The following is an 11,844-nucleotide window of genomic DNA, read 5'->3' as shown; positions in this document are numbered from 1 at the left end:
CATCATGTCAAACGTTGAGCGTCCGCGCTCATCTGCCGCCACAGACCGCTCCTGGCCGCAAGCAGCCTCAACCAACGTTTGACTCAAGGCCAATGTGGTTTTCACACCGGCGCGCGGCCGATCTTGGACAAGGACTCGTTCACCTCAAAAATCTTCCCGTTCACCTGGGGGATTCCAAAACTCTTCAGCCGTGCGGTGTGCATCGTCAAATAAGCCTGTGCGCTCTGGGCGTCCTTGAAGCAATAGATACCGCCGGCCTCGTTGGCTTGCCGGTTTTCTGTCCATATTTTCCAGACCAAGCCGGGCTCATCGGCGATGGACCGGGCAAGGCCGTCCATGGCGGCGGTCATTTCTGGCCCCCAGGGGCCGGTGTAAGGGAAATCGACTTGAAGAATGCAGCTCATACAAAACTCCGTTGATGCGAGAAATCGGGGTGCTGATGCACAGCGTATCTCCCCAGAATACGTAGGGCACGGTTGTGTTGAATTTTGCCCAGCGCAGCCCGCGGTCCTCTGCAAACAGATTCCAATGCACGGCACGGCCGGTGCCCATCCTAAGAGGGCCTGATGGCCTCCCACTCCCCCACGCAATGCCGTGCCAGCGCCGTCACCCAGCAGGGCTCGTCGGGCACGAACGCGATGCCGTAACGCGGGCTGACCAGAAACCCGGCGCGGCCAAACGCCGTGCTGTCGTTCAACTGGACAAACACTGCCAGGTCGCGGAACGGCACGGCCACGGCGCCCAGGTGCAGCACCTCGGCGCGGGCCGTCACCTCTTCCAGCCGGCCGCTGTCTTGAAAGCGGTAAACCACATTGCCATAGTCCAGCGCGGTCAGGCCCACGGTGTTGCGCGATTCGCTGCGCGGCTGGCCGTGGGCGCGGGTGACGTCGCCGCGCGTGGCGGTGAAGGGCACGCCGTTCACGCTTTCGTAGGGTTGCAGGTGCATGGTCGATTCTGTGGCGGCGCGGTGTGGCGGCGCAACTGGGGCATGTATCGAACCGCGGGGCGTGGCATGGGCGTATATTGGCCCGTGCTGCCGCTGGCAACCCGTAAGGGCGCCGCAATGGTTCAGCATGAAAATGGCTTGTAGCGCTCGCCAGAAAAGCGCGGGCAGCTATCAAAACTGAAGTTCTTTCAACCACCCTCTTCCTCCGACTGCGATGACAGCTTCTACCGACTTCGCCCCCATGCCCGACACCGCTGGCTTCTTCGGCCCCTACGGCGGCCAGTTGGTGCCGCCGCACCTCAAGCAGGCCATGGACGACATCAATGCCGCCTATGCCGAAATCACGCAGCGGCAGGATTTTCAGGACGAACTGGCGCAGCTGTTTACCGACTATGTGGGCCGTCCCAGCCCCATTTTTCACGCCAAGCGGCTGTCCGGCCTGCTGGGCGGCGCGCAGATCCACCTCAAGCGTGAGGACTTGAACCACACCGGCGCGCACAAGATCAACCACTGCCTGGGCGAGGCGCTGCTGGCCAAGTTCATGGGCAAGAAAAAGGTGATTGCCGAAACGGGCGCGGGCCAGCACGGCGTGGCGCTGGCCACGGCCTGCGCGCTGGTGGGCATTCCGTGCGAGATCCACATGGGCCAGGTGGACATCGAGAAGGAGCACCCCAACGTCACCAAGATGCGCATCCTGGGCTGCAAGCTGGTGCCGGTGACGCGCGGTGCCGCCACGCTGAAGGAAGCGGTGGACAGCGCCTTTGAGGAGTACCTGACCAACCCCACCGACTACCTCTACGCCATCGGCTCGGTGGTGGGCCCGCATCCCTTCCCGATGATGGTGCGCGACTTCCAGAGCATCATTGGCCGCGAGGCGCGCGAGCAGTTCCAGGCCAAGCACGGCAAGCTGCCTGACTACGTGGCCGCCTGCGTGGGCGGTGGCAGCAATGCCATGGGCATGTTCACTGCCTTTCTGAATGACGCCAGCGTGAAGCTGGTGGGCGTGGAGCCTTCGGGCGAAGGCACCGACAAGCCCGGCCGCCATGCGGCCACGCTGAGCATGGGCAAGCCCGGCGAAATCCACGGCATGAAGTGCTATGTGCTGGAAGACGCCCCCGGCGTGCCTGCCGCGGTGCACAGCATTGCCTCGGGCCTGGACTACCCTGGCGTGGGCCCGCAGCACAGCTACCTCAAGGACATCGGCCGTGTGCAGTACGAGTCGGTCACCGACAAGGAATGCCTGGATGCGTTCATGCAGCTCTCGCGCGTGGAGGGCATCATTCCCGCGCTGGAAAGCGCCCATGCCGTGGCCTGGGCCATGCGCGTGGCCCCCACCCTGAGCAAGGACACCCACATCCTCGTGAACCTCTCGGGCCGCGGCGACAAGGACGCGGATTACGTGGCCAAGGTGCTGGGCATTTGAAGCTACGGCCCAGGCCCCGCGCGTGTGCGAGGCCTGGGTGCCTTCCGGGCGACAATCCTGGGTCCGACTTCCCATCCACCTTTCATCCCCATTCACCATGTCACTGCCATCCAACAAGCAACGCAGCCGCCGCCTTCGCAAGAAAATGCGCGTGGGCGAATTCCAGGAACTCGGCTTCGAGTACGAACTGAAGGTGAAGCAGGCCCTGACGCCCGAACAGGAAGAGGCACTGATGGACCGCTTTCTGAGAGAGTTGATCGTGCCCCGCAACCTGGCAGCATCGGGCTGGGTGCGCGAGGGTTTTGTGACGGCCTACCTGCGCGGCTCCGCCACCGAGGGCGATCGCCAGGCCACCCAGGCCTGGCTTGCGGCCCAGCCGGAAGTCGCAGAGGCCACCGTCAGTGCCTTGAAGGACGCCTGGTACGTCGAGAACTGAACGCTCTGCGTGTGGCGCGGCGCCACTCCCTTCGCGCGAGCGGCGCCGCTTGGAAGATGTCGAACGGCCATGCCCACGCGCAGCGGCCGGGTGCCGGGATGGTGATTCAGGCGGCCCCCACCATCGCGTGGCTGGACAAGGCGCGCTGCACCACGCGCCGCAGGCGCTGCGCCAAGGCAATCTCCGCGCGGACCGCGTTACAGCCCCCGTAACCCTTCCTTGTGCAGGGTGTAAAACCACCGCAGGGCACCCGCACAAAAAAGCCCCGGGCTGAAAAACAGCACCGGGGCTTTTTCTGGGGGCGGCGCCAGCGCATGCTGGCGCACCGCTTCACATGTGGTCGATCATGACCTGGCCGAAACCCGAGCAGCTCACCTGCTTGGCGCCATCCATCAGGCGGGCGAAGTCATAGGTGACGTTCTTGCTGGCGATCGATTTCTTCATCGAACTGATGATGAGGTCGGCGGCTTCCACCCAGCCCATGTGGCGCAGCATCATTTCGGCCGAGAGGATTTCGGAGCCGGGGTTCACGTAGTCCTTGCCGGCGTACTTGGGCGCCGTGCCATGCGTGGCCTCGAACATGGCGATGGTGTCGGACAGGTTGGCACCAGGGGCGATACCGATGCCACCCACCTGCGCCGCCAGCGCGTCGGACACGTAGTCGCCGTTCAGGTTCAGCGTGGCGATGACCGAGTATTCGGCGGGGCGCAGCAAGATTTGCTGCAGGAACGCGTCGGCAATGCTGTCCTTGATGATGATGTCCTTGCCCGTCTTGGGGTTCTTGAACTTCATCCAGGGGCCGCCGTCGATCAGTTCGGCGCCAAATTCCTTGGCCGCCAGGCCATAGGCCCAGTCACGGAAGCCGCCTTCGGTGAACTTCATGATGTTGCCCTTGTGCACGATGGTCACGCTGGGCTTGTCGTTGTCGATGGCGTACTGGATGGCCTTGCGCACCAGGCGCTCGGTGCCTTCGCGCGAGACGGGCTTGATGCCGATGCCCGAAGTGGCAGGGAAGCGGATCTTCTTGACGCCGAACTCCTCCTGCAGGATCTTGATGAGCTTCTTGGCCTTGTCGGACTCGGCTTCAAATTCGATGCCCGCATAGATGTCTTCCGAGTTCTCGCGGAAGATGACCATGTTGGTCTTCTGCGGCTCTTTCACCGGCGAAGGCACGCCATCGAAATACTGGATGGGGCGCAGGCACACGTAGAGGTCGAGTTCCTGGCGCAAGGCCACGTTCAGCGAGCGGATGCCACCGCCCACGGGCGTGGTCAGAGGCCCCTTGATGGAAACCACGTAATCCTTGACGGCGTGCAGGGTTTCTTCGGGCAGCCAGACATCGGGGCCGTACACCTTGGTGGATTTTTCACCGGCATAGACCTCCATCCAGTGGATCTTGCGCTTGCCGCCATAGGCCTTGGCCACGGCGGCATCCACCACCTTGAGCATCACGGGGGTGATGTCAGCGCCCGTGCCATCGCCCTCGATGAAGGGGATGATGGGCTGGTCCGGCACATTGAGGGACATGTCGGCGTTGACGGTGATTTTCTGGCCCTGGGGGGGCACCTGGATGTGCTGGTAGCTGGTCATGGGCGGAGTCTCCGGTGGGATGTTTTCAATGCACTGCAGCGGGTTTGAACAAATCCGTAAAACGCATGAAGTTTACCGGCTCCCACCGAGGTCGAGCCTCTTGATCCGCCCCCCGGCAGGGACTTGCGCGACACGGTTGCCCCGAGGGCCCCGCCCACCTCCACGCGCTACTCAGCGGCGCGGGGTGTGCAGGTTTGCCTGGGCGCAAAAAAACCGCGCCGGGGGCCTTGGGCCCGCAGCGCGGTTTGTCGGAACGAAAGGCGGCCCCGAGGACGGGTCCGCCAATGCGTGGTCAGGCCCCCAGGGTGGCCAGCGTTCCGTTGAAGGTCTGGCTGGGCCGCATCACGGCGTCGAGCTTGGCCAGGTCGGGCAGGTAGTAGCCGCCGATGTCGGCCGGCTTGCCCTGCACGGCGTTGAGTTCGTCCACGATCTTCTGCTCGTTGGCCGCAAGCTTCTGGGCCAGGGGCGCGAACAGCTTGGCCAGTTCAGCGTCGTCGGTCTGCGCGGCCAGTTCCTGCGCCCAGAACAAGGCCAGGTAGAACTGGCTGCCGCGGTTGTCGAGCTGGCCGGTCTTGGGCGACGGGTTCTTGTTGTTGTCCAGCAGCTTGCCGGTGGCGGCGTCCAGCGTCTTGGACAGCACCTTGGCCTTGGCATTGCCGGTCTTGAGGCCGAGGTCTTCCAGCGACACGGCCAGCGCCAGGAACTCGCCCAGCGAATCCCAACGCAGATGGTTTTCTTCCACCAGCTGCTGCACGTGCTTGGGGGCCGAGCCGCCCGCACCCGTTTCGTACATGCCGCCGCCGGCCATCAAAGGCACGATGGACAGCATCTTGGCCGAGGTGCCCAGTTCCATGATGGGGAACAGGTCAGTCAGGTAGTCGCGCAGGATGTTGCCGGTGGCGCTGATGGTGTCCTGGCCGCGGATCACGCGCTCGAGCGTGTAGCGCATCGCGCGCACCTGGCTCATGATCTGGATGTCGAGGCCGGTGGTGTCATGCTCGTGCAGGTACATCTTGACCTTGGTGATCAGCTGCGCCTCGTGCGGGCGGTACGAGTCGAGCCAGAACACCACGGGCATGCCCGAGTTGCGGGCGCGGTTCACGGCCAGCTTGACCCAGTCGCGGATGGCGGCGTCCTTGACCTGGCACATGCGCCAGATGTCGCCGGCTTCCACGTTCTGGCTCAGCAGCACTTCGCCGGTGGCCAGGTCGGTGATGTTGGCCACGCCGTCTTCGGGGATCTCAAACGTCTTGTCGTGCGAGCCGTATTCCTCGGCCTGCTGGGCCATCAGGCCGACGTTGGGCACCGTGCCCATGGTCTTGGGGTCGAAGGCGCCGTGCCACTTGCAGAAGTTGATGATCTCCTGGTAGATGCGGGCGAAGGTCGACTCGGGCATCACGGCCTTCACGTCCTTCAGGCGGCCGTCGGCGCCCCACATCTTGCCGCCGTTGCGGATCATGGCGGGCATGGAGGCATCCACGATCACGTCGTTGGGCGAGTGGAAGTTGGTGATGCCCTTGGCCGAGTCCACCATGGCCAGCTCGGGACGGTGCTCGTGGCAGGCGTGCAGGTCGCGCTTGATCTCGTCCTGCTTGGATTGCGGCAGGGTCGAGATCTTGTCGTACAGGTTGGCCATGCCGTTGTTCACGTTCACGCCCAGTTCTTCAAACAGCTTGGCGTGCTTCTCGAACGCATCCTTGTAGAAGATCTTGACGCAGTGGCCGAACACGATGGGGTGCGACACCTTCATCATCGTGGCCTTGACGTGCAGCGAGAACATCACGCCGGTCTTGCGTGCGTCTTCGATTTCGCGTTCGTAGAACTCAAGCAAGGCCTTCTTGCTCATGAACATGCTGTCGATGATTTCGCGGTCCAGCAGCGACACCTTGGGCTTGAGCACCACGGTCTTGCCACTCTTGGTGATGAGCTCCATCTTCACGTCGCGGGCGCGGTCGAGGGTGATGGATTTTTCGCCATGGTAGAAGTCGCCAGCATGCATGTGCGACACGTGCGAGCGCGAGGCCTGGCTCCACTCGGCCATGCTGTGGGGGTTCTTGCGCGCGTATTCCTTCACGGCCTTGGGCGCACGGCGGTCCGAGTTGCCTTCACGCAGCACGGGGTTCACGGCGCTACCGATGCACTTGGCGTAGCGGGCGCGAATCGCCTTTTCTTCTTCGGTCTTGGGGTCTTCGGGGTAGTCGGGCACCGCGTAGCCCTTGCTTTGCAGTTCCTTGATGCAGGTGATCAGCTGGCCCACCGAAGCGCTGATGTTGGGCAGCTTGATGATGTTGGCATCGGCCTGCAGGGTTTTCTTGCCCAGTTCAGCCAACGTATTGGGCACCTTCTGGTCGTCCCGCAGGAATTCGGGAAACTCACCCAGCACGCGGGCCGCCACCGAGATGTCGCTTTCGGTCACGTTGATGCCGGCCGGCGCGGCAAACGTGCGGATGATCGGCAGAAAGGAAGCAGTGGCCAGGCGAGGCGCCTCGTCGGTCAGGGTGTAGATGATGGTGGGTTGCTGGGTACTCATCGCTTACTTCAGGAAATGGCTGAAAAAGAACTTCCGGCTGGGCCGCAGCCGGTAGCAGTGATCGGACCACGCCATTGTGCTTTCTCGCATGGGGCGAAACCCTGCTTTTTGCCAGTCAAATGCCACCATGCGAAATTGAAAACCATAAATTGGCTCTTTTTTTGATCTGAGGCCGCCCCCGCCACTTTGGCTGTCAACGGCCCCCGAACTGTTATCGTTGCAGGTGGAGCCTCGCGGCAGTTCGCGCGGCCCTCAACCCCGACACCTCGTCAAGGAAATGGCATATATGAAAAAACTCCTCGCTGTCCTGATGGCTGGTCTGTTCGCTGCAGGTGCTTTCGCCCAAGCCCCCGCCGCCGCACCGGCCCCCGCACCTGCACCCGCCCCCATGGCAGCCCCCGCCGCTGCTCCGATGGCGGCCCCGGCTTCGGCCCCCAAGGCGGCCAAGGCTCCTGCCAAGTCCACCCACAAGAAGTCGGCTAAGAAAGCCAAGAAGCACGCCAAGAAGGCGCTCTGAGACTGGCCTGGTCCGCCGCCCCACTCCGGCGGCCCTGATTGCAGCAAAATCGCCCGCACATGCGGGCGTTTTTGTTGGCCGCCCCGCAGACCGACCTTTGTTGAAAGTCCTCCATGAGCACCACCCTCCCTGCCCCCCGCCGCCTTCCAGCTTCGGCCACGCGCGCGCTCGCCGTGTTGCTGGGCGCCGCGTTCGCCCTGGCGGCCACCCCTGCCACCGCGCAGAACGCCCCGCAATTGACGCTGCAGCGCGTCGAGTTGTCCGCCGGAATGCACCGCATCGACGCCCAGGTGGCCCAGTCGGCGCAAGAGCGCCAGACAGGCCTGATGTTTCGCCCGGACATGCCTGCACAGGAAGGCATGCTGTTTGTCTTCGAGCAACCCAGCGTGCAGTGCTTCTGGATGAAGAACACCCTGCTGCCGCTGACGGCCGCTTTCGTGGCCGACGACGGCACCATCGTCAACCTGGCCGACATGAAGCCACAGACCACCGAGTCGCACTGCTCTGCGAAACCGGTGCGCTATGTGCTGGAGATGAACCAGGGATGGTTCGGCAAGAAGGGCATCAAGGCCGGCTTCAAGCTCAGTGGAGCCCCTTTCTCGCGCCATTGAGGGGGCTCTTTGCTCTTTTTACAATAGCGCTCGGGACCCACGCAGCAAGCGCTCTGCGCCAGGAATGCCCAAAATGACAAACGGCCCGTGAGGGCCGTTTGTCATTTTGGGGCCGTATCGCCGCCCCGATGCGCCGACTTCAGGCGAAGTTGGCTTCGGCAAACTTCCAGTTCACCAGCTTGTCGAGGAAGGTCTCGACGAACTTGGGGCGCTGGTTGCGGTAGTCGATGTAGTAGGCATGCTCCCACACGTCCACTGTCAGCAGCGCTTTGTCGGCGGTGGTGAGCGGCGTGCCGGCGGCGCCAGTGTTGACGATGTCCACGCTGCCGTCGGCCTTCTTCACCAGCCAGGTCCAGCCCGAACCGAAGTTGCCCACGGCCGACTTCACGAAGGCTTCCTTGAAGGCAGCATAAGAGCCGAACTTGGCATTGATGGCCGCGGCCAGCGCGCCCGTGGGCTCACCGCCGCCCTGGGGCGCCATGCAATTCCAGAAGAACGTGTGGTTCCAGATCTGGGCAGCGTTGTTGTAGATGCCGCCGCTCGACTTCTTGACGATCTCTTCGAGCGCCATGGATTCAAACTCGGTGCCCTTTTGCAGGTTGTTGAGGTTCACCACATAGGCGTTGTGGTGCTTGCCGTGGTGGTACTCCAGCGTTTCCTGGCTGTAGTGCGGAGCCAGGGCGTCGATCGCGTAGGGCAGCGGGGGAAGGGTATGTTCCATGGTGGTTCCTCGTGGTTTGAAATTCTGCGGCGCCGTTGGCAATGCAGGTGCAGCAATGCGGCCGGGCATGGGTCAAACAGCCATTGTAGGAAGATCGACCGACCTGTGCTGCGCGGGGCCCGAGAACACCCGCCAGGGCACCGCAAAGGCGCAGTTGTCCTACAGCAGCGGCGCGCCTTACAGCAGGCGCGGCGGCACTACGGTGACGTCCACCACGCCGTCGGCCAGCGTGGCACGCAAGGCGGCACCCGGGCGCGCCTGGCGCACGCTGGTGACTACCTGGCCGTCGGTATCCGCCAGCAGCGCATAGCCGCGCTGCAACACAAGGCGGGGGTCGAGCAGTTCCAGCCGCAGCGCCGCGCGCTCCAGCCGCTCGGCATGGAGCGCCAGCCGCCGTTGCACCTTTGCAGGTAAATCGCCTTCTAGCGCTTGCTGGGTGTGCGCAAGCTGCTGCATTTTCAATAGCACTCCATGGCGCATGCGCTGGGCCAGACGCGCCAGTTGCATCTGCTGCCGCGCCACGATGCCCGAGGGGCGGCCCAGCCGGGCGGCAGCCTGGTCCAGACGCTGGCAGCGGGCGTCGATCTGCCGCTGCAAGCCGTCGGCCAGGCGACCTGCCAGAAGCCCCAGCGCACCCAGCCACACCTCCCGCGGCTGGGCCACCAGCTCAGCCGCCGCCGTGGGAGTGGGCGCGCGCAGGTCGGCACAGAAATCGGCAATGGTGAAATCGGTCTCGTGGCCCACGCCGCACACCAGCGGCACCGGGCTTTGCACCACAGTGCGCGCCACTTGCTCGTCATTGAAGGCCCAGAGGTCTTCCATGGCGCCACCACCGCGCACCAGCAGGATCACGTCGATGGCCGGGTTGGAAGCCAGATCAGCCCCATGCGCAAGCCCTGCCTGCGCCATCTGATACAGTTTTGATAGCGCCGCAACAATGGATTGCGGGGCGGCAGCCCCCTGCACCAGCGCCGGCACCAGCACCACCGGAATATGGGGCACCCGCCGGCGCAGCGCCGTCACCACGTCGTGCAGCGCCGCAGCCCCCGGCGATGTGACCAGGCCAATGCCCCGGGGCTGCAACGGCAGCGGCCGCTTGCGCGCTGCGTCAAAAAGGCCTTCGGCTTCGAGCTGGGCCTTCAGCCGCAGGAACTGCTCGAACAGCGCGCCCTGCCCCGCGCGCTGCATGCTCTCGACGATGAACTGCAGATCACCCCGGGCTTCGTACACGCCGATACGCCCGCGCAGTTCCACCAGTTCGCCATCGCGCGGAGAAAAATCAAGCAGGCTGGCGGCGCGGCGGAACATGGCACAGCGCAGCTGGCCGTTGGCGTCCTTCACCGAGAAGTAGCAATGCCCGCTGGACGCGCGTGAAAAGCCCGTGATCTCGCCGCGAACGGCCACGGGATTGAACCGCGCCTCCAGCGCATCAGCAATGGCGCGGCACAGCGCGCCAACTTCCCAGACGCGCGGCGTGGTTGCAGGGGTCGGGTGCTCAAGCATGAGGCAGGACCGGCCTTGGCAGGACGCGTGAAAGCCCACTACTCCACAGCGCAGCCGGGGCGGCAAGCACTTCTGACCAACCACCACCCAACCGCCGGAAAACACGCGCCATCGTGCAAGCCGTTGATTTATAAGGATTTTTCACTGTTCAATTTTTCAGCAATCTGTTCAACGCACGGCGTGGCGCCGCTTTGCGAGGCCCTGCACGCCACTTGCCCACAAAGTTATCCACAGATTTTGTGGGTGAAAAAAAGGGCTTCGCCGAGGCCCTTTGCGTAACTTTCTGTGTCAAAGAACCGCTGACAAGCTGGGCCATAATCGGCAATTGCCTTCACCCGTGCGGAGAGAGAATTGCTGTCCATCATACAAGCCGCAGGCTGGCCCATCTGGCCGCTGATCGCCTGTTCAGTCCTGGCGCTGGCGCTGATTTTCGAGCGCTTTCTGGCCCTTAAAACCGCGCGGGTCGCCCCTCCCCAGCTGCTGGATGAAGCCATCACCGTGTCGGCCAAAGCCGTGCCCACGCCCGACGTGGTGAACCAGCTGGCGCAGAACTCGGCACTGGGCGAGGTGCTGGCCAGCGGCCTGCGGGCCGTCAACAACAACCCCCAGTGCACCGAAGCCGACCTGCGCGCCACCATGGAAGGCACGGGCCGCACCGTGGCCCACCGGCTCGAAAAATACCTCAATGCCCTGGCCACCATAGCCTCGGCGGCGCCATTGCTGGGCCTGCTGGGCACGGTGATCGGCATGATCGAGATCTTTGGCTCGCAGGTGGGCACGGGCGGCGCGAGCCAGGCCATGGGCGGCGGCAACCCCGCGCAGCTGGCACACGGCATTTCGATTGCGCTGTACAACACCGCCTTCGGGCTGATGGTGGCGATTCCGGCCCTGATCTTCTGGCGCTATTTCCGCAGCCGCGTCGACGCCTACCTGCTCACGCTGGAGCTGGCTTCGGAGCAATTCGTGCGCCACATCTTGCGCGTACGCAAGTAACCTGCCCAGGCCGGGCCCCAGGGTGGCGGGAAAGCGCGCCCACCTGGCCCACCCCGCCCCCTTCGCCAGGACCGTCCACCCGCCAGCGGCCTTCCCACGTCTCTTGCCTGAAAGACACCGCCAATGAATTTCCGCCCCCGCCAGAAGGATGAGCCGGAGATCAACCTGATCCCGTTCATTGACGTGCTGCTGGTGATCCTCATTTTCATGATGCTGACCACCACCTACAGCAAGTTCACCGAACTGCAGCTCACGCTGCCGGTGGCCGACACCGAGCAGCAGCGCGACCATCCCAAGGAAGTGATCGTGGCCGTGGCCGCCGACGGCCGCTACGCGGTCAACAAGTCGGCCGTGGACGGCAAGGGCGTGGACGCGGTGGCCCGCGCGCTCGGCGACGCCGCCAGCGCCGGCCGCGACAGCGTGGTCATCATCAGCGCGGACGCCACCGCTCCGCACCAGTCGGTCGTCACCGTGATGGAAGCCGCCCGGCGCGTGGGCCTCACCCAGATCACGTTCGCCACGCAGTCCTCCGCCGCCCGCACGGCCAACGGCCCGCTGAACCCCATGGCTGCCG

The 11,844-nt window shown here is 64.1% G+C and carries 12 protein-coding genes; 6 read left to right on the top strand and 6 right to left on the bottom strand.

What is annotated here, in order from left to right:
* Nucleotides 1-101: 101 nt before the first annotated feature.
* Nucleotides 102-404, bottom strand: coding sequence for a monooxygenase (locus ACDELDRAFT_RS14015; RefSeq protein ID WP_005797830.1), 303 nt, complete (start codon nt 402-404; stop codon nt 102-104).
* A gap of 149 nt (nt 405-553) precedes the next feature.
* Complete coding sequence (locus ACDELDRAFT_RS14010; protein ID WP_005797828.1) at nt 554-946, bottom strand: hypothetical protein; 393 nt, start codon at nt 944-946, stop codon at nt 554-556.
* 214 nt (nt 947-1,160) lie between these two features.
* On the opposite strand from ACDELDRAFT_RS14010, the gene trpB reads away from it, so the two are divergent.
* Together trpB and ACDELDRAFT_RS14000 are read left to right on the top strand one after the other, a co-directional pair.
* Complete coding sequence (trpB, locus tag ACDELDRAFT_RS14005) at nt 1,161-2,369, top strand: tryptophan synthase subunit beta (protein WP_005797825.1); 1,209 nt, start codon at nt 1,161-1,163, stop codon at nt 2,367-2,369.
* Between the two features lie 97 nt (nt 2,370-2,466).
* Nucleotides 2,467-2,805 (top strand): YggL family protein, encoded by a 339-nt coding sequence (locus ACDELDRAFT_RS14000; RefSeq protein ID WP_005797823.1) that lies wholly within the window; start codon nt 2,467-2,469, stop codon nt 2,803-2,805.
* A 330-nt stretch (nt 2,806-3,135) separates the two neighbouring features.
* On the opposite strand, the gene icd is transcribed toward ACDELDRAFT_RS14000, so the two are convergent.
* Both icd and ACDELDRAFT_RS13990 read right to left on the bottom strand, forming a co-directional pair.
* A complete protein-coding gene (icd, locus tag ACDELDRAFT_RS13995) occupies nt 3,136-4,395 on the bottom strand; it encodes an NADP-dependent isocitrate dehydrogenase (RefSeq protein ID WP_005797822.1) in 1,260 nt (419 codons plus the stop codon).
* A 292-nt stretch (nt 4,396-4,687) separates the two neighbouring features.
* Nucleotides 4,688-6,925 carry an NADP-dependent isocitrate dehydrogenase gene (locus tag ACDELDRAFT_RS13990; protein WP_005797820.1) on the bottom strand — a complete coding sequence of 746 codons (2,238 nt, stop codon included), beginning with the start codon at nt 6,923-6,925 and terminating at the stop codon, nt 4,688-4,690.
* Nucleotides 6,926-7,211: 286 nt separating this feature from the next.
* On the opposite strand from ACDELDRAFT_RS13990, the gene ACDELDRAFT_RS13985 reads away from it, so the two are divergent.
* Together ACDELDRAFT_RS13985 and ACDELDRAFT_RS13980 are read left to right on the top strand one after the other, a co-directional pair.
* Nucleotides 7,212-7,442: a hypothetical protein gene (locus ACDELDRAFT_RS13985; RefSeq protein ID WP_005797818.1), complete on the top strand. Its 231-nt coding sequence runs from the start codon at nt 7,212-7,214 to the stop codon at nt 7,440-7,442.
* Between the two features lie 113 nt (nt 7,443-7,555).
* Entirely contained in the window at nt 7,556-8,053 is a 498-nt protein-coding gene (locus ACDELDRAFT_RS13980) for a DUF192 domain-containing protein (protein ID WP_005797816.1), read from the top strand.
* A 139-nt stretch (nt 8,054-8,192) separates the two neighbouring features.
* Here ACDELDRAFT_RS13980 and ACDELDRAFT_RS13975 read toward each other — a convergent pair whose 3' ends face one another.
* Together ACDELDRAFT_RS13975 and xseA are read right to left on the bottom strand one after the other, a co-directional pair.
* Nucleotides 8,193-8,774, bottom strand: a complete 582-nt coding sequence (locus ACDELDRAFT_RS13975) for a superoxide dismutase (RefSeq protein WP_005797814.1) — start codon at nt 8,772-8,774, stop codon at nt 8,193-8,195.
* A gap of 177 nt (nt 8,775-8,951) precedes the next feature.
* Nucleotides 8,952-10,277: an exodeoxyribonuclease VII large subunit gene (gene xseA / locus ACDELDRAFT_RS13970; protein WP_005797812.1), complete on the bottom strand. Its 1,326-nt coding sequence runs from the start codon at nt 10,275-10,277 to the stop codon at nt 8,952-8,954.
* 351 nt (nt 10,278-10,628) lie between these two features.
* Between xseA and ACDELDRAFT_RS13965 the strand changes: the two genes are divergently transcribed.
* Both ACDELDRAFT_RS13965 and ACDELDRAFT_RS13960 read left to right on the top strand, forming a co-directional pair.
* Entirely contained in the window at nt 10,629-11,270 is a 642-nt protein-coding gene (locus ACDELDRAFT_RS13965; protein ID WP_005797810.1) for a MotA/TolQ/ExbB proton channel family protein, read from the top strand.
* Nucleotides 11,271-11,393: 123 nt separating this feature from the next.
* On the top strand, nt 11,394-11,844 hold a 451-nt coding region (locus ACDELDRAFT_RS13960), incomplete at its 3' end, for an ExbD/TolR family protein (RefSeq protein WP_005797808.1).

The sequence above is a fragment of the Acidovorax delafieldii 2AN genome (genome assembly GCF_000175235.1).
Lineage (GTDB): Bacteria > Pseudomonadota > Gammaproteobacteria > Burkholderiales > Burkholderiaceae_C > Acidovorax > Acidovorax delafieldii_B.
This window is presented reverse-complemented; position numbering and strand designations above follow the sequence as displayed.